The sequence below is a fragment of the Rhodococcus rhodochrous genome (genome assembly GCF_014854695.1).
Classification (GTDB): domain Bacteria; phylum Actinomycetota; class Actinomycetes; order Mycobacteriales; family Mycobacteriaceae; genus Rhodococcus.
Genome location: NZ_CP027557.1, coordinates 4,167,853 through 4,183,973 on the forward strand (window position 1 = coordinate 4,167,853; position 16,121 = coordinate 4,183,973).

At 67.5% G+C, this 16,121-nt stretch carries 17 protein-coding genes; 11 read left to right on the forward strand and 6 right to left on the reverse strand.

What is annotated here, in order from left to right:
* Window positions 1-76 precede the first annotated feature (76 nt).
* Both C6Y44_RS19240 and surE read left to right on the forward strand, forming a co-directional pair.
* The gene (locus C6Y44_RS19240) at window positions 77-1,036 is read left to right on the forward strand and encodes a 1-phosphofructokinase family hexose kinase (RefSeq protein WP_159417717.1); all 960 of its coding nucleotides are present in this window, start codon (window positions 77-79) and stop codon (window positions 1,034-1,036) included.
* Window positions 1,033-1,824 (forward strand): 5'/3'-nucleotidase SurE, encoded by a 792-nt coding sequence (gene surE / locus C6Y44_RS19245; RefSeq protein ID WP_120280100.1) that lies wholly within the window; start codon window positions 1,033-1,035, stop codon window positions 1,822-1,824. Before C6Y44_RS19240 ends, surE begins: the two co-directional genes overlap by 4 nt.
* A gap of 109 nt (window positions 1,825-1,933) precedes the next feature.
* On the opposite strand, the gene C6Y44_RS19250 is transcribed toward surE, so the two are convergent.
* Complete coding sequence (locus tag C6Y44_RS19250) at window positions 1,934-2,989, reverse strand: alpha/beta hydrolase (protein ID WP_120280101.1); 1,056 nt, start codon at window positions 2,987-2,989, stop codon at window positions 1,934-1,936.
* Between the two features lie 190 nt (window positions 2,990-3,179).
* Here C6Y44_RS19250 and C6Y44_RS19255 point away from each other — a divergent pair, with 190 nt between their 5' ends.
* The 4 genes from C6Y44_RS19255 to C6Y44_RS19270 all read left to right on the forward strand — a co-directional run bounded on the left by C6Y44_RS19255 (window position 3,180) and on the right by C6Y44_RS19270 (window position 7,222).
* Window positions 3,180-4,733, forward strand: a complete 1,554-nt coding sequence (locus C6Y44_RS19255) for an FAD-dependent oxidoreductase (protein WP_159417716.1) — start codon at window positions 3,180-3,182, stop codon at window positions 4,731-4,733.
* A 90-nt stretch (window positions 4,734-4,823) separates the two neighbouring features.
* Window positions 4,824-5,390 (forward strand): type 1 glutamine amidotransferase domain-containing protein, encoded by a 567-nt coding sequence (locus C6Y44_RS19260; RefSeq protein WP_120280103.1) that lies wholly within the window; start codon window positions 4,824-4,826, stop codon window positions 5,388-5,390.
* Between the two features lie 104 nt (window positions 5,391-5,494).
* Window positions 5,495-5,641 carry a hypothetical protein gene (locus C6Y44_RS19265; protein ID WP_174246999.1) on the forward strand — a complete coding sequence of 49 codons (147 nt, stop codon included), beginning with the start codon at window positions 5,495-5,497 and terminating at the stop codon, window positions 5,639-5,641.
* 138 nt (window positions 5,642-5,779) lie between these two features.
* Window positions 5,780-7,222 carry an alpha,alpha-trehalose-phosphate synthase (UDP-forming) gene (locus C6Y44_RS19270; protein ID WP_159417715.1) on the forward strand — a complete coding sequence of 481 codons (1,443 nt, stop codon included), beginning with the start codon at window positions 5,780-5,782 and terminating at the stop codon, window positions 7,220-7,222.
* 115 nt (window positions 7,223-7,337) lie between these two features.
* Here the strand turns inward: C6Y44_RS19270 and C6Y44_RS19275 are convergent, their stop codons facing one another.
* Window positions 7,338-7,538, reverse strand: coding sequence for a hypothetical protein (locus C6Y44_RS19275; RefSeq protein WP_159419155.1), 201 nt, complete (start codon window positions 7,536-7,538; stop codon window positions 7,338-7,340).
* A gap of 339 nt (window positions 7,539-7,877) precedes the next feature.
* Between C6Y44_RS19275 and C6Y44_RS19280 the strand changes: the two genes are divergently transcribed.
* The 3 genes from C6Y44_RS19280 (at window position 7,878) to C6Y44_RS19290 (ending at window position 9,930) form a co-directional block, all read left to right on the forward strand.
* Window positions 7,878-8,096 (forward strand): hypothetical protein, encoded by a 219-nt coding sequence (locus tag C6Y44_RS19280; protein ID WP_159417714.1) that lies wholly within the window; start codon window positions 7,878-7,880, stop codon window positions 8,094-8,096.
* An 84-nt stretch (window positions 8,097-8,180) separates the two neighbouring features.
* Window positions 8,181-8,537: a hypothetical protein gene (locus tag C6Y44_RS19285; RefSeq protein WP_159417713.1), complete on the forward strand. Its 357-nt coding sequence runs from the start codon at window positions 8,181-8,183 to the stop codon at window positions 8,535-8,537.
* A 139-nt stretch (window positions 8,538-8,676) separates the two neighbouring features.
* Window positions 8,677-9,930 carry a glycosyltransferase gene (locus tag C6Y44_RS19290; RefSeq protein ID WP_159417712.1) on the forward strand — a complete coding sequence of 418 codons (1,254 nt, stop codon included), beginning with the start codon at window positions 8,677-8,679 and terminating at the stop codon, window positions 9,928-9,930.
* Window positions 9,931-9,963: 33 nt separating this feature from the next.
* On the opposite strand, the gene C6Y44_RS19295 is transcribed toward C6Y44_RS19290, so the two are convergent.
* The gene (locus C6Y44_RS19295; RefSeq protein ID WP_120280107.1) at window positions 9,964-10,464 is read right to left on the reverse strand and encodes a hypothetical protein; all 501 of its coding nucleotides are present in this window, start codon (window positions 10,462-10,464) and stop codon (window positions 9,964-9,966) included.
* A 188-nt stretch (window positions 10,465-10,652) separates the two neighbouring features.
* Entirely contained in the window at window positions 10,653-11,096 is a 444-nt protein-coding gene (locus C6Y44_RS19300) for an STAS domain-containing protein (RefSeq protein WP_159417711.1), read from the reverse strand.
* Window positions 11,097-11,403: 307 nt separating this feature from the next.
* Between C6Y44_RS19300 and C6Y44_RS19305 the strand changes: the two genes are divergently transcribed.
* Entirely contained in the window at window positions 11,404-11,823 is a 420-nt protein-coding gene (locus tag C6Y44_RS19305) for an ATP-binding protein (protein ID WP_026061321.1), read from the forward strand.
* Window positions 11,820-12,602, forward strand: coding sequence for a SigB/SigF/SigG family RNA polymerase sigma factor (locus C6Y44_RS19310; RefSeq protein WP_120280109.1), 783 nt, complete (start codon window positions 11,820-11,822; stop codon window positions 12,600-12,602). Before C6Y44_RS19305 ends, C6Y44_RS19310 begins: the two co-directional genes overlap by 4 nt.
* A 43-nt stretch (window positions 12,603-12,645) precedes the next feature.
* Here the strand turns inward: C6Y44_RS19310 and C6Y44_RS19315 are convergent, their stop codons facing one another.
* Window positions 12,646-13,704: an NAD(P)-dependent alcohol dehydrogenase gene (locus C6Y44_RS19315; protein ID WP_225623602.1), complete on the reverse strand. Its 1,059-nt coding sequence runs from the start codon at window positions 13,702-13,704 to the stop codon at window positions 12,646-12,648.
* Window positions 13,705-13,783: 79 nt separating this feature from the next.
* Window positions 13,784-16,084 carry a 5-methyltetrahydropteroyltriglutamate--homocysteine S-methyltransferase gene (metE, locus tag C6Y44_RS19320; protein WP_120283594.1) on the reverse strand — a complete coding sequence of 767 codons (2,301 nt, stop codon included), beginning with the start codon at window positions 16,082-16,084 and terminating at the stop codon, window positions 13,784-13,786.
* Window positions 16,085-16,121 lie beyond the last annotated feature (37 nt).

A 16,121-nucleotide genomic window follows, 5' to 3' on the forward strand; every position in this document is an offset into this window, starting at 1 on the left:
AGACGCATACCCCGCCACCGTAGGTGTCACACGACGTCGGGTGTCATCGCTGTTCGGAGGGGGTATCCCGGCGGGCATGGAAGCCGAGAACACCCCCTCCTCGAACCCGTACGCCTTCGTCTTCGCACCGTCCCCGCTCCTCACGGTGACACTCGAGAAGGCACCCGACGGAAGCACCGAATTGCACGTCCACCCCGGCGGGCAGGGATTCTGGATCGGCCGCATGGCATCGACCCTGGGAATGGACGTGCACCTGTGCGGACCGTTCGGCGGCGAGTCCGGCACGATCCTCGTCGACATGATGAACCGCGAAGGCGTGACGGTGCACGCCGTGGAGACCGCGTCGCCCAACGGTTCCTACATCCACGACCGTCGCGAGGGCGAACGGAGGGAGATCGTGGAGATCGATCCGCCCACGCTCACCCGGCACGAAACCGATGATCTGTTCAGCGCGTCGCTGGCGTCCGCGATGTGCGCGAAGGTCGCGATGCTGGGTGGACCGCACTGCGACGACGCCGTGCCGACCGAGGTGTACACGCGACTGTGCTCGGATCTGGGCGCCCTCGGCATCCCGGTCGTCGCCGATTTGTCCGGCCCCACCCTCGGTGCGGCCCTCGAAGGCGGGGTGACCGTACTGAAGGTGAGCCACGAGGATCTCATCGAGGACGGTCGCGCGAAGTCCGAGGACCTCGACGATCTCGTCGAGGCCATGCACCGTCTCCACGACGAAGGTGCCGCGTCGGTGGTGATCTCGCGGGCCGGTGATCCGGCGATCGCACTGGACAACGGGACCATCTGGGAGGTGGAGGCGCCCTCGGTGCAGACGGTGGACCATCACGGCGCCGGTGATTCGATGACAGCGGGTATCGCGTCGGTCTATGCCGCGGGCGCGAAGTTCGAGGACGCGCTGCGTCTCGGCGCCGCAGCAGGCGCGGTCAACGTCACGCGTCGCGGGCTGGCGACGGGACATCGAGCCGCGGTCGAGAAGATGGCCGAGAAGGTGGAGGTCCGGAAGTTGAAGGGGAAGCGTTCATGAGAGCACTGATCGTCAACGACGACGGCATCGACAGCCCCGGTCTGGCGCTGCTCGCCCGGATCGCCGTCGAAGCAGGTCTCGACGTGCAGGTCGCGGCGCCCCATGTCGAGCGCAGCGGTGCGAGTGCATCGCTGACCGCTCTCCAGGACGAAGGAAAGCTCCTGCTGAGCCGTCGCCCGCTCGACGACCTGCCCGAGGTGGAATCCTATGCGGTGGAAGCCTCTCCGGCGCTGATCACCTTCCTCGCCTCGTACGGCGCGTTCGGGACGGCACCGGACATCGTGCTGTCCGGAATCAACCTGGGTCCCAACACCGGTCACGCGATCCTGCACTCGGGCACGGTCGGTGCGGCGCTGACCGCTGCCAGCCACGGCGCTCGCGCAGTTGCGTTCTCGCTCAACGGCACCGCTCCCTCGCAATGGGAGACCGCCGAACTGGTGGCACGTCGCGCTCTCGACTGGGCGATCGAACACAGCCGTCCGGGTGCGGTTCTCAACGTCAACATCCCCGACATACCCGTCCACGAGTTGCGCGGATTGCGCAGCGCCCCGCTGGCGGAGTTCGGTGCCGTCCAGGCGGAGATCGGGGAGGTCGAGGACGACGGCGACATCTCCCGCGCCCTGCCGATCACCTTCCGGGCGGTCGAACTCGACGAATCCAACGACAGCGACGCCGTTCTCGTGTGTCAGGGGTGGGCGACCGCGACCGTGCTGACGATGCCTTTCGAGGTGGCGGAGGCCGATCTCGGCACTCTGGAGTTCGCCCACTCGGACAGTTCGCAGCAGTAGGCTCGGATCCCGCTCGGTCACGGACGCCGTGACCGAGCGGTCCCGACCGTCAAAAAGACTCAGGCTCTGCGATTCTCAGGCCACTGCGGTTCTCAGGCCACTGCGGCTCTCAGGCCACTGCGGAATTCGAGACGAAGCCGGGAATCGGCGTCACGACGGACCGTTCCGTACGACCGGCCGTGTCCGTCACGGACTGCACGAACCTGCCGGCCTCGGCAAGCGCGCGCCGACTCTCGGGAAGACTGTCGGCGAAGATCGGGAACGCATGCACCTGGTGTCGCCACAAGTGGAGGTCGCAGCTCACGCCGGCCTCCCGCACGGCCCGAGCCATGGATTCGGCGTCGCTGCGCAGCAATTCGTCGTGACCGGCGTGGATCATCACCGGGGGCAGCACACTGAGGTCGTTGTCCAGCGGGCACATCAGTGGTCCGGGCTCCCCGTCGACGGTCAGGCGGGTATGAGTGCCCTCGATATAGCGCACGAGCGACTGCACCGCCGATCCGGGGAACATGGGGCAGGCCGCCTGCATGTCGTGTTCGGCGCGACGATCCGAATCGAGGTCGACCAGCGGCGACAGCGCGACGATTCCAGCCGGTCGGGGCAGGTCGGATTCCGCGATGGCCAGGGCCGTCATGAACGACAGGTATCCACCGGCAGAGTCGCCTGCGATGACGATGTCCTCTCCGCGATAGCCCTTCTCGCACAACCACTCGTAGCCGCGTACCGCGTCGTCCACCGCGTGCGCGATGGGAGCGTTCGGCAGCATCCGGTAGTCGACGCTGAGAACCGCGCCGTCGGCGCGATCCGACAGGCTCACGGCGAGCGAACGGTGAGTGTTCAGTCCGCACATCAGGAAAGCGCCGCCGTGGAGATACAGCACCGCGCGCTTGGTCGATCGCCCTTCCGCGCGGATCCACTCGGCACTGCACGTGCCCAGGTCGACGTCCACGTACTGCGCCCCGGAGGGCTTGGGGAGCAGGGACGCAGCGCCGTCGACGACCGACAGTGGCCACGCGAGGTCCGGCCGGGCCATCCATGCCCCGACGACCGGCTTCGCGAGTGCACGCACCGCGCCCCGAACGACTCGGGAGCGCACGCTACCGCCTCGGTGGGTGCGGCTGACGCCCTCACATCCACCGAAGTCGTCGATCTCCGAAGACAGCACTGGAACCTCCCGTGGATCACCCCACGAAACCGGTTGATTTCTTTCGTCTTACGAGGCGTGGTACTGCGGTTTACCCACGCTTGTCCGGAATCGAAACACCCGGTTTCGGGCAACGAACCGGAAAAGTCGGGTGCTACGCCCTCTTACAGGACCCGTTTACCGACCCGGTCGGGGAGGGTAACCAGCGCGTATGCCTACCGAGACCACGGTGTCCCTCTGGCGGGATCGCGCTTCACGGACCGCGATGTCCGACCGGACTGCGCCGACTGCGCTGTACGACGACTGGACGGCCCGCCGGGAGCGCTACGACGTCGTGGTCGTCGGTGCCGGGATCACGGGCACCGTGACCGCCCTGCTCCTCGCCGAACGGGGACTGCGCGTCGCGGTGGTCGAAGCCCGGGACATCGGGGCCGTGACCACCGGAAACACCACCGGCAAAGTGAGCGTCCTGCAGGGCACGCGCCTGTCGCAGATCGGCCGCAGACATTCCGGGGCGATCCGTCAGGGATACGTCGACGGCACCCTCGCGGCGCAACGGTGGGTGGTCGACTTCTGCACGCAGCACGGACTCGACTTCGATCGTGCGGACGCCTATACCTACGCGCAGGACCCGTCGAACGTGAGCATGATCGACGCGGAGTACCACCACTGCCGCGCCGCCGGACTGCCGGCCGAACGGGTCGGCGAGATCCCGCTGCCCTTCGGCGTGGCCGCGGCGGTCACCATCCCCGACCAGGTGCAGGTCGATCCCATGCCCATCCTGTTCACGGCGGTCGACCGGGCACGCACGGTCGGCGCCGAGGTGTTCGTCGGGCGTCGCGTGAAGACCGTGGACACCGAGGACACAGGATGCATCGTCCGCACCGACGACGGCGACATCCGTGCAGATCGCGTGGTACTCGCGACCGGCATCCCCATCCTCGACCGTGGCGCGTTCTTCGCCCGTCTGGAACCCGATCGCTCGTACTCCATCGCCGTCGAGGTGCCCGGTGGGCCTCCGGAGGGGATGTTCCTGTCCGCCGACAGTCCCACCCGATCGCTCCGCACCGCCTCCGCGGTGGGAACGTCCTCGTCGGCGGACCGGCTGCTGCTCGTCGGCGGCAACGGGCACGTCGTCGGCCGGCACGATTCGACCCGTTCCGCGTACGACGACCTGCTGCGGTGGACTCAGCGGACGTTCCCCGGCGCCCACGAGCTGTACCGCTGGTCGGCGCAGGACTACACGAACATGGACAGCCTCCCCGAGGTCGGGCCCGTCCTGCCCGGCGCCGACCGGATCTGGGTGGCGACCGGCTTCGGCAAGTGGGGCATGACCGGCGGGGTCGCGGCGGCCCACATCATCGCGTCCCGGTTCTCGGAGTCGCCGGATCCCGAGGTCGAGGCGTGGGCGCCCGCCATGGCGGCCTGGCGCACCGAACTGGTGACCGGCACTCCCACCGCAGCCAAGCTCAATGCCACCGTCGCATTGCACATGGCCAAGGGCTGGCTGCAGGCCGCGACGTCCTCCGGATCGGAGCCGGAAGAAGGACAGGGACGGGTGGTACGCAGTTGCGGACGTCCCGTCGGCGTGTCCACGGTCGACGGCCGGACGCACCGCGTGAGCGCGGTCTGCCCGCACCTCGGCGGAATCCTGCGGTGGAACGACGCGGAGTCGTCGTGGGACTGCCCGCTGCACGGCTCCCGATTCGCCGCCGACGGCGCTCTGCTGGAGGGCCCCGCTACCGGCAACCTCTCCCCCAGGTGACGCCGCGGGTGGAAGAAGGCGTGAGAGCCCGCGTTTCACGCCCACCCGAGCCGGGTAGTTCTGACAGCAGCCGAGAAAGGACACACGAACATGAATTCCGCCGATGGGGCACGACTGTCCGGACTGACCGTCGCAATTCTCGCGACGAACGGAGTCGAGGAGGTCGAGCTCGTCGAGCCGCGTAAAGCTCTCGAGGACGAGGGCGCCACCGTCCGACTCGTCTCGATCGAGCAGGGCGAGATCCAGGCCATGGAGAAGGACGTCAACGCCGCAGGGAAGTACACCGTCGATCACCTCGTCTCGGAGGTAGCCCCCGGCGACTTCGACGGCCTGGTGCTTCCCGGTGGAACCACGAATCCCGATCAGCTGCGCCAGGACGACAAGGCCGTGTCGTTCGTGCGGGAGTTCGTCACCTCCGGGCGTCCGGTCGGGGTGATCTGTCACGGGCCGTGGACACTCGTCGAGGCCGACGTGGTGCGCGACCGCACCCTCACGTCGTACCCGAGCGTTCGTACCGATATCCGCAACGCCGGCGGAAATGTCGTCGATCAGGAGGTGGTCGTCGATCGCAACCTCGTCTCGAGCCGCAATCCCGGCGACCTGCCGGCATTCTGCAAGGCACTCGTCGACCTCTTCGCCGCGAACCCCGCGAGCTGAGTTCCTCGGGCCGCGCACCACGCCGGCCGATCCTCTTTCCCTCACCGACCGCGACCGCAGAGGTCTCGGTCCGTCCCCACCTGCTTGTCGAAAGGACCTCGACGATGCTCGAGCAGAGCCCCGTTACCGGCGCCACCACCTCTCCCTCCGCGGCCCTCCCCCAGGGCGTGCGATTCAGTACCGCGGAAATCAAGAAGCGCATCGACGAAATGTTCGACAACCCGGCCGCTCCCGTCCCGAGCGAAAGCTGATCTCCGAAGAACCGCTGGTCGACGGCCCACAGCAGCGCTCGCGGTTTGCGGCCACCTACCCGCCTTGATAACAAGAAGTAGTCGATTTCGAACATTTGGGATTGGTTCGCCGTGAGGCAGTTTCAAGAAGGCGGGATTATGAACGAAACGAACTCCGACGATTTCGTCGTGGTCGCCAACCGTTTGCCGGTGGATCTGGAGACGCCGACCGACGGCGGTCCGCCGGTCTGGCGACGCAGCCCCGGCGGTCTGGTGACCGCCATGGAGACCGTCCTGAGGTCAAGCGGCGGTGCCTGGGTCGGTTGGCCCGGCACTCCCGACGTGACGGTCGAACCCTTCGAGGAGGACGGACTCTCGCTGTATCCGGTGGAGTTGTCCGCCCAGGAGGTCGAGGAGTACTACGAGGGTTTCTCGAACGACACCCTGTGGCCGCTCTATCACGACGCGCTCATCCCACCCACCTTCGATCGCCGCTGGTGGCGTACCTACCGCGCGGTCAACAAGCGATTCGCCGAGGCCGCGGCGCGCGCCGCCGCCCCCGGGGCGACGGTGTGGGTGCACGACTACCAGCTCCAGCTCGTTCCCCGGATGCTGCGCGAGCTCCGGCCCGACGTCACCATCGGCTTCTTCCTCCACATCCCCTTCCCGCCCACCGAGCTGTTCCTGCAGTTGCCGTGGCGGAAGGCGATCGTCGACGGTCTGCTCGGCGCCGATCTCGTCGGTTTCCATCTCCCCGGTGGGGCACAGAACTTCGTCTACCTCGCCAACCGGCTCTTCGGACTTCCGGCACCGCGCGGGACCTCGTCCGGTGGCACCATCGATCTCGGCGACCGGCAGGTCCGCGTCGACGCCTACCCGATCTCCATCGACGCCGCGCAGCTCCGGGAACGTTCCGGAGACAAGGACATTCGAGAGCGCGCTGCCGAGATCCGCAGGGATCTGGGCGATCCGGAGGTCATGCTGCTCGGCGTCGACCGTCTCGACTACACCAAGGGAATCGACGTACGCCTCGAGGCTCTGTACGAGCTGTTCGCCGAAGGCACCCTCGATCCAGAGAAGGTCGTGATGGTGCAGTTGGCCACGCCGAGTCGCGAGCGGTTGACGGCGTACGCACAACTCCGCGACCAGGTGGAGCGCGAAGTCGGCCGGATCAACGGCGAGTTCGCCCGCCTCGGTTCGCCCGTCGTCCACTACCTCCACGCCTCGGTCGACCGCGACGAACTCCTCGCGATGTACGCCGGCGCCGACGTCATGCTGGTCACTCCCCTGCGCGACGGCATGAACCTCGTCGCCAAGGAGTACGTCGCCTGCCACGGCGACGGCAGCGGTTCACTGGTGCTCAGCGAATTCGCCGGGGCGGCAGCGGAACTCCGTCGCGCCCTCCTCGTCAACCCGCACGATCTCGAAGGCGTCAAGCGCGCGATCGTAGAGGCGATCGAGGAGGACCCCACCGAACGGAAGAGGCGAATGAAGACCATGCACGCGCACGTCATGGAGCACGACGTCGCCCGCTGGTCGCGTACCTTCCTCGAGGACCTGCGGGCCACCTCGGGTGCGCACGTCGCGGCCTCCGAAAGCTAGGCCACCGAAAGTCGGGCCACCGAAAGCCGGACCGCGGGTCCCTCTCCAACACTTACCGGGAAGGGACCCGCGTGCCCTGAACCTCGACGAGCTGCAGACCCGAAGGAATGCAGACCTACTGACTCGGCTGCGGCACCTCGCACTCGATCTCGGGATTGATGCCCGCATAGTTGAGCGGCCCGGCCACCACCGTGACCGCCACCGTCGCGAGACTGCTGCAGTTCTGGTCGGAGTCGCTGAAGTAGCCGCGCTGACCGGCCGCCACCGCACCGATGATCAACCAGACCAGGACCACGAGACTCAACAATCGCACGATCTCACCTCGATCCGTCCCACACGCCGGACCGTCCGGCCGGGTAGCAGTACCCGAGACGGAAACCGAACAAACGCACCGAGGAACATGATCCGGTCGTAACGGACGCAACATCTCTCATCCGTACCTCCGGGGTCTGAAACATCGTGTGGGAGTAGCGGCATAATCATTCTTATGACCGATTCGCCCCCCGGATGAAGTGTTGAGCCGGCTCCTCGCCGACGACGTCTCCCGGCACGTCGGCAGTTTTCCGGTATCTGCTGCCCGACGACTCGTGGGAATGGTCGGCTTCCGTCGGCCGGATGCACGGCTACGAACCGGGGCACGGTCAGGCATGTCGTCGTGATCGGCGATCGCATCGTGGACGACGACGGCACGGTTCTCGGCACGTCGGGGTTCTATCTCGACCTGACCGATGCCCTCGAAGAGGACCTGCGGGCAGCGGTCGACGCCGCGATGTCGTCCTTGGCGGACGCCCGCGCCGTCATCGAACAGGCCAGGGGTGTTCTCATGCTGGCGTACATGATCCCGGCCGAGCGACCCACCGCACATCTCGATTGAGCGACCTGCTCGGGGGTACCCGAAGGTGGAGTCGCGCCCGGCACCGCGCGGTCGCTGCGCGCGCCCTTCGACGTGAGGAGAGCCATGACCCAGGATGTGGAGAAACGTTGGAACGACCCCCGCACGGCCCGTAAGGCCACGATGTACGCAGGGGGCGTGATCGTCGCCGCTCTCGTGGTGATGGGCGTCGCCATCCTCTGGGGCACGAATTCCGGACAGGACTGCAGCGACGCCGCATTCGCGGTGTGCACCGATCCCGCCCGCCAGATCCTGGTCTTCGGACCCACACTCGTACTCCTGCTCGGCGGACTCGGCGCACTGCTGACGGCCTACCGCACCTGGAAGCGCGGCGGTCGCTGGCCGATCTGGCAGGGTGCAGGATGGGTACTGCTGGTGCTGATGGTCGTCTACGCCACCGTCTCGGCCCGCGCCATCATCTGATCCGGCGCCCGGTTGTCCCGGCCCGGAGCGGCCGGAGCCACCGGCCCCACACGAACGAACAGGCGGGACAGCAGCGTATTTCGGTTCGTACCGGCACGACGTGACCGGTTTATCCCCCACCACACACGGGAATACCGCTGTGGTGAAGATCGCGATGGTTGCCGGACAAGTGAATCCCCTGCTCGGTTACGGCGCGCACGCAGGTGCGCCGCCGCAAGGACTGCACGTCCACCTGGCCGAACTGTCCTCCGCCCTCGCCGGGGCCGGCCACGAGGTGGTGGTCTACACCCGCCGCGAGGACCGCGACGGCCCCGACCGGATCTCCACCCCCGGCGGATACGAGGTGGTGCAGGTACCGGCAGGACCGCCGTCCCCGCTGCGCCCCGACGAAACCGCCTCGGCAATGGGGGAATTCGGGAGCTTTCTGGATCGGGAGTGGCGTCAGCGGCCACCGGACATCACCCACGCCCACTACTGGCTGTCGGGTCTGGCCACCCAGCTCGCCACCCGTTCGCTGGGTATTCCCACGGTTCAGACCTTTCACTCCCTCGGCACGGTCGAGCACCGCATCCGGGAGAAGACGGCGATGGACGCATCCGCGCGCGACCGAATCCGCTTGGAGCGACTCATCGCCCGGGGCGCGACGCGCATGATCGCGACGAGTTCCGATGAGGTGTTCGAACTGGCGCGCATGGGCCTCCCCCGCACGCGGACCACAGTCGTGCCGAGCGGAGTGGACGCCGCGCACTACAGCACCGCCGCCGCTCCCGACACCACGAGGACCCGCAAGCATCGTCTGCTCGCAGCCGGCCCTCTCGAGCCGGGCTCCGGGTTCGACATCGCCATCGAAGCGCTGGCGGGCATTCCCGATACCGAACTCGTCATCGCTGCGCATCCCGCTCCCCCGTACCTGTCGCGTCGATCCGACGAGCAGGAGAAGTCCCGTCTCGTGAAGCTCGCGCGCGTACGCGGTGTGCAGGGACGCGTTCGGATCCGACGCGATGTCGGTCGGGACGAGATGCCCGGTCTGCTTCTGTCCGCCGACGCCGTGGTCTCGACTCCCTGGCACGATCCGTCGGGGATGCTCGCCCTGCAGGCGATGTCGTGTGGTCGCCCGGTGATCGCGACCGCTTCCGGAGGAATGCTCGATACCGTGCTCGACGACGCCACCGGTCTTCTCGTGCCTACCCGTTCCCCCGAGGCCGTCGCGGCAGCCGCGCGCCGGCTCCTCTCCGATGCGACGACACGCGCCACCTTCGGGATCGCCGGACGCGACCGCGTGCTCGCCCGGTACACCTGGGATCGCGTGGCGGAGGACACCCTTCGCGCCTACGAGCGGTGTGTGCCGGTTCGGCGTACTGCACACCGGACCGCACGGACCGGTGTGCAGTAGCGCCTGTCGAACTCGGCACATGCGCCGGAACGATCAGCGACGGAAGTCCTGATCGTTCCGGTGCGCACCCGCCCCGCCGGCATCGCCGATCCGGCCCTCGCCGCCGGGCACCGAGTTCGACGTCGGCGAACCTGCCGTTCCCGGAGCCGATTCCCCGCGGTGGTCACCGCGATCGGCACGCTCTGCGGAACGGGGATCCAGTTCCTCCGCACGGCGACGACGCTCGTCGAGTTCGGCGCGGGCCGCTTCGGCGGTACGGCGTTCGTCCTCGGAGCGAGCACGCAGCCGCTCGGCCTCGGCTGCCTTGGCTTCGGCTTCCGCCGCGACGCGGCGGGCCTCCGCTTCGGTGCGTTCTGCCGACGCGGTCCGTTGTTCGACACCGGGCCTGTTCTCTTCGACGCTGCGACGCAGACGTTCGGCTTCGGCACGCCGTCGCTCGGCACGCCGGTTGCGAAGCGTCCACACCAGCACGGCCAGCACCACCAACGCGACGACCACCGCTATCACCAGCAGAATCCAGTCGTTCGTGCTCATCTCGACCTCCTCGGGTTCACCAGCGGGTTCCCCCGGCTCGAAGTGACGAAACGGGCAGGTCGGGCCGATCGGTGTATCGGAGGTGGCCCCGAACGAACCGTTGCCGCCCGGGTATCCCGAACGGCAACGGTATGGAGGGGCGTAGCGGATTGCGTGCCACGCCGCGTAGTCGGCTCTCCCCGAGTCCCTCAGGTCATAGGAGCGACGGCAGCGAGCGCTGCTTCACGTGTCTTGCAGGCCTTGGCGGCGATGGCCGCATCGGCGACCCGGAGCAGCCGTTCCACCGGCCGCCCACTCAGCAAGGCCCAGCGGACATTCAGGGCACGCGCCCGTTCGTCGAGATCGTCGAAGACCGACAACCCCGCCGCACCGAAGAATTCGACTGCTCCGAGATCGACGACCATACGGATGGATTCTTCGAGCTGCCGGTGGGTGAACGCGTGCAGAGCGTGTGCGTTACGGATGTCGATCTCACCTCGTACGTCGATCCAGACGAGGTCCGGTTCGATCTTCTGAGCACTGAACTCCGCCCCGACGACCCGCTGTGCGGGAATGTCGGACCTGATCGGCTGAGCCGACCACGTGGAAGGGGCGGAATCGACCTGTGCGGCAATTCGCTGAGGAACGGTCATAGCACTTCCCAACATCGAAAATTGCAGGAAGCGCGACCGACGAGACAGGCACAACCGGTGACCGATCGGAACCCTCCCGCAAGGGATGGCGCTTCCGTGTTCTCGGCTGTGTGCTCAACCTGTCCCCAACAGTAGTCCACCGGCCATCGGCACTCAACACGTCGAACGTGCATTCCGGGCGTGTTGCCAACCCCCGCCCAGGTCACGGCGGATGGATTGAATTCGCGGTATCTGGGTAATCTCTCCGACGACCAGACAGACACGACCCGCTCGTACCCCCACTCCCCGTACTGGAGACATCAGGCTCATGGCAAAATCCGCGTCGATCGAATCGGCACGCGACCACAATCCCCCGGTAGTCGAACTCCGAGTAGAGGCCCATCCCGATCAGCTCGCAGTGCTCCGAGCGGTAGCCGCTGCGATCGCGCTGCAGCACGACTTCGACCTCGATACCGTGGCGGACGTGAAGCTCGCCGTCGACGAAGCGGCCACACGGCTGATCATGGGCGCTCCCGAGGACGCGGTTCTGGCCTGCTCCTTCCGGGCGGCCCTTCCGCTGCTGCACATCAGCCTGTCTGCCCCGACGAACGACGCATCCGCGATCGGGCAGCCGCGATCCTTCGGATGGCACGTGCTCAACTCGCTGACCGAGTCCATCTCGGTGACCAGCGACGACTCGCGCGCCACGATAGACATGTCCATCGCCGAAGGCAGCGCCGATCGGTGACGCGCAACACGGGTAGGTCGAGCGACGAGTATGCCGACGTCACCGAAACGCTGAGAACGCTCCTCGCCCTCGAGGAGGACGACCCCGGTCGTGTCCGCATCCGCGACGAAGTGGTCGAGCGGTGTCTTCCGCTCGCCGAGCACATCGCCCGACGCTTCGACGGCCGTGGTGAGGCCTTCGAGGACCTGCTGCAGGTGGCGCGTCTGGGCCTGGTCAACGCGGTCGACCGGTTCGACCCCGAACGCGGCTCGGATTTCGTCTCCTTCGCGGTCCCCACGATCATGGGTGAGGTGCGCCGGCACTTCCGCGACGCCGGCTGGGCCGTTCGTGTGCCGAGGCGCATGAAGGAACTGCATCTGTCCCTGAGCAAGGCCACCTCCGAGCTCTCCCAGCGCCTCGGACGCGCGCCCACCGCCTCCGAGCTCGCCGAGGAACTCGGCATCGATCAGGAGGAGGTGCTGCAGGGTCTCGTGGCCGGCAACGCCTACCAGACGGTGTCGGTCGACCGGTCGTCCCCGTCCGGCGACGACGGGCTCACCCTCGCCGACACCCTCGGCGACTACGACACCGCGCTCGACGAGGTCGAGAACCACGAGGCGCTGCGACCGCTGCTCGAGGCCCTTCCGGCCCGTGAACGCACGGTCGTCCTGCTGCGCTTCTTCGGCAACATGACGCAGACGCAGATCGCCGAGCGCGTGGGTGTCTCGCAGATGCACGTGTCGCGTCTGCTCACGAAGACCCTCGCGCAGCTCCGCGAGCAGCTCGGCGACAACTTCTGAGGAGTCGACGTCCCGGGTACTCGTACCCGGGACGTCGACACGCTCAGAACGTCGAGGCGTCGATCACGAACCGGTAGCGCACGTCACTGGCGACCACACGGTCGTATGCTTCGTTGATACGGTCCGCGGAGATCAGCTCGATCTCCGCCCCGATGCCGTGCTCTGCGCAGAAGTCGAGCATCTCCTGCGTGTCGGGGATGCCGCCGACATTCGATCCGGCCATCGCACGATCGTTCATCGCGAGCGAGAACGCCCGCACCGACAGCGGCTTCTCGGGCAGGCCGAGGCCGACGAGGGTGCCGTGCAGCCGCAGCAACGACAGGTAGCGGTCGAGGTCGAGGTTGACCGAGACGGTGTTGAGGATCAGGTCGAACTTTCCGCGCAGCTCCTTGAACGTCGACTCGTCCTCGGTCGATCGGTAGTCGACCGCCCCGAAACGCAGGCCGTCGTCCCGCTTCGACAGCGAGTGGCCCAGCACGGTCACCTCCGCGCCCATCGCTGCAGCGATCTTCACACCGACGTGTCCGAGACCGCCCATGCCGATGATCGCGACCTTGCTGCCCGGTCCCGCATTCCACCGCTTCAGCGGCGAGTACAGGGTGATTCCCGCGCACAGCAGAGGTGCCGCGGCGGCCGGGTCGAGTCCGTCGGGAATCCTCAGGACGAAGTGTTCTGTGACGACGATGTGCGTGGAGTAGCCGCCCTGGGTGACGGTGCCGTCGCGGTCGACGGAGTTGTAGGTCCCCGTCACCCGATTGGTGCAGTGCTGTTCGAATCCTGTTCGGCAGGGATCACATTCGCCACAGGAGTTCACGAAGCAGCCCACGCCGACCCGGTCTCCGACGGCGTGTTCCGTGACATCGGAACCGACGGCGGCGACGGTGCCGACGATCTCGTGACCCGGCACGATCGGGTACTTGGTCCCGCCCCATTCGTTCCGGGCGGTGTGGATGTCGGAATGGCAGATGCCGGCGAACTCGATGGCGATGAGTACGTCGAGCGGACCGAGCGCACGTCGTTCGACGGTGGTCTTCGACAGGGGCGCGTCGGGCGCGGTGGCGGCGTAGGCGGCGACGGTGGTCGTACCGGTGGTGGACGTCATTCCTCCACAACTACTCCGCCTCACGACGACGTGCACCCGCGGGGGACTCCCGCGGGGGCACGTCGTCGATACGGTTCGGCTATCCGGCCTGATCGGACTGCTGGGCCGCCCGGCGGCGCAAGCGCCGCGCCGCAGCGACGAGATTGCGCAGCGACGGTTCGAGCTGCCAGTGGTGACGGGTCTTGAGACCGCCGTCCGGATTGGCCCACAACCGGTCGAGTTCCACCGATTCCGCCGCTTCGGTGAGCAACTCGTCGAGCTCGTCGATGTCCGGGATCCGGGCCGACCGCGACTCGTAGACACCGGGGCCGACACCGTGGGACAGCGCGCGGTCCTTGATCGCTTCGAGCACCCAGCGGATCGAGCGCGTCGCCACGATCGCCGTGACGTCGGCGTCGAGCCGCTCGATCGCGTCGACCACCGAGGCCTGACCCGAATAGGTCAGGTGCGTGTGGATCTGCGTCTCCGGCTTCGCACCACCGGTGGCGAGACGGAAGGCGTCGACGGCCCAGTCGAGGTATTCGGCACGCCCGTCCTGGCGCAGCGGCAGCAGTTCGCGGATGGCCGGTTCGTCGACCTGGATGATCGCGATGCCCGCCCGCTCGAGATCGGCGATCTCGTCGCGGATGGCCAGTGCGAGCTGGTCGGCCGTCTCGTGGAGCGGCTGATCCTGACGCACGTAGGAACGCGCCAGCATCGTCACCGGACCGGTGAGCATGCCCTTGACCGGCTTGTCGGTCAGCGACTGTGCGAACGAGATCCACTCGACCGTCATCGGCTTCGGACGCACGATGTCGCCGTAGAGGATAGGCGGTCGCGTGCAACGTGAACCGTAGGCCTGCACCCAGCCGAAGTGCGTGGTGGCGAAGCCCTCCATCAGCTCGGCGAAGTACTGCACCATGTCGTTGCGTTCGTGTTCGCCGTGGACGAGGACGTCGAGACCGATGTCCTCCTGCAGACGGATGGTGGACTCGATCTCCTCCTGGATCCGCTTGACGTACTCGTCGTACGACATCCGGCCGCGACCGAGTTCTGCTCGTGCCCTGCGGATCTCCGCGGTCTGAGGGAACGACCCCAGCGTCGCCGTCGGCACCGGCGGCAGATCCAGGCGCTTCTGCTGCGCGACGCGGCGCTCCTCGTACGGCGCGCGCACCCGATGAGCGGGAGTGACCGCGTTCAGACGTGCACGGACGGTGTGCTTCTGCTTGAAGTGCACCGACACGGGCGGCTTGCGCCACCGCTCCTCGGCTCCGGTGGTGAGCGCCTTGGCGAGGGAGACCACCTCCCCCACCTTCTGCTTCGCGAACGCGAGACGATCGGCGACGTCGCCGGGGATGTCGTACTCGACGAGCACGTCGTAGGGCACGTGCAACAGCGAGGACGAGGTCGACACGACGAGATCCGGTGCGACCGCGGCGATGGACTTCAGGTACTCGAGCGTGCGGTGGCGGTCGACCTTCCACACGTTGCGGCCGTCGACGACACCGGCGTAGATGCGCTTGCGCTTCAGTCCGGGCACGGCGGCCAGTTCGTCCGCGCTGATGCGGCCGTCGACCAGGTCCAGGCCGATCGCCTCGATCTTCGACGCGGCCAGGATCGGCAGCGCCTCACCGAGATGCCCGTACGGGCCGGTCACGAGCAGACGCGGCCGCAGCGGAGCGTGGGAGAGCACGTCGTAGGCACGCGCGAGGGCTGCGAGCTCCTCCTCGCTGCGGTCCTCGGTGAAGGACGGCTCGTCGAGCTGCACGCAGGTCGCGCCGGCGCGGGCGAGCTGCTCGAAGAGCTTCTCGTACTCGGGGAGCAGCGCGTCGAGCAGGTCGAGGGTGCGGAAACCCTCCTTCGTCGACGTCGGCGCGACCTTCGACAGCAGCAGCAGCGAGGCCGGGCCGAGCACCACCGGACGCAGCTCGACGCCCTCGGCCTTCGCACGCTCGAACTCGTCGAGCACGGCCGCCGAGTTCAACTCGAAGACGGTGTTCTCGTCGAGTTCGGGCTGGCGGTAGTGGTAGTTGCTGCCGAACCAGCGCACCAGCTCGAGCGGCGGGAAGTCCTCGCGTCCACGGCACAGCGTGAAGTACAGATCGAGCGGGTCGAGCTCGTCGACCAGCGGACGGAACCGGTCGGGCAGCGCTCCGAACAACAGGGCGTTGTCCAGGACGTGGTCGTAGTAGGAGAACGTGTTGCCGGGTACCTGGGTCAGACCCGTGGCTGCGAGCTCGCGCCAGGTGTTCTCCTGGAGCTCGCGAGCGACCGCGACGAGTTCGTCGCGCGTGCCCTCACCGTGCCAGTAGGCCTCGAGGGCGAACTTGAGCTCGCGGCGGGGTCCGATGCGCGGGTACCCGAGGATGCTCGATCCGTATCCGTCGGCGAGAGTTGCCATGTCGGCGTCGACCTTTCCCTCATGCACACCGCGCCCG

Excerpts from the sequence above, each read along its gene's own strand:
- C6Y44_RS19240 (WP_159417717.1), top strand. The coding sequence starts at position 77 with ATGGAAGCCGAGAACACCCCCTCCTCGAACCCGTACGCCTTCGTCTTC.
- surE (WP_120280100.1), top strand. The coding sequence starts at position 1,033 with ATGAGAGCACTGATCGTCAACGACGACGGCATCGACAGCCCCGGTCTG.
- C6Y44_RS19255 (WP_159417716.1), top strand. The coding sequence starts at position 3,180 with ATGCCTACCGAGACCACGGTGTCCCTCTGGCGGGATCGCGCTTCACGG.
- C6Y44_RS19260 (WP_120280103.1), top strand. The coding sequence starts at position 4,824 with ATGAATTCCGCCGATGGGGCACGACTGTCCGGACTGACCGTCGCAATT.
- C6Y44_RS19265 (WP_174246999.1), top strand. The coding sequence starts at position 5,495 with ATGCTCGAGCAGAGCCCCGTTACCGGCGCCACCACCTCTCCCTCCGCG.
- C6Y44_RS19270 (WP_159417715.1), top strand. The coding sequence starts at position 5,780 with ATGAACGAAACGAACTCCGACGATTTCGTCGTGGTCGCCAACCGTTTG.
- C6Y44_RS19285 (WP_159417713.1), top strand. The coding sequence starts at position 8,181 with ATGACCCAGGATGTGGAGAAACGTTGGAACGACCCCCGCACGGCCCGT.
- C6Y44_RS19295 (WP_120280107.1), bottom strand. The coding sequence starts at position 10,464 with ATGAGCACGAACGACTGGATTCTGCTGGTGATAGCGGTGGTCGTCGCG.
- C6Y44_RS19300 (WP_159417711.1), bottom strand. The coding sequence starts at position 11,096 with ATGACCGTTCCTCAGCGAATTGCCGCACAGGTCGATTCCGCCCCTTCC.
- C6Y44_RS19305 (WP_026061321.1), top strand. The coding sequence starts at position 11,404 with ATGGCAAAATCCGCGTCGATCGAATCGGCACGCGACCACAATCCCCCG.
- C6Y44_RS19315 (WP_225623602.1), bottom strand. The coding sequence starts at position 13,704 with ATGACGTCCACCACCGGTACGACCACCGTCGCCGCCTACGCCGCCACC.
- metE (WP_120283594.1), bottom strand. The coding sequence starts at position 16,084 with ATGGCAACTCTCGCCGACGGATACGGATCGAGCATCCTCGGGTACCCG.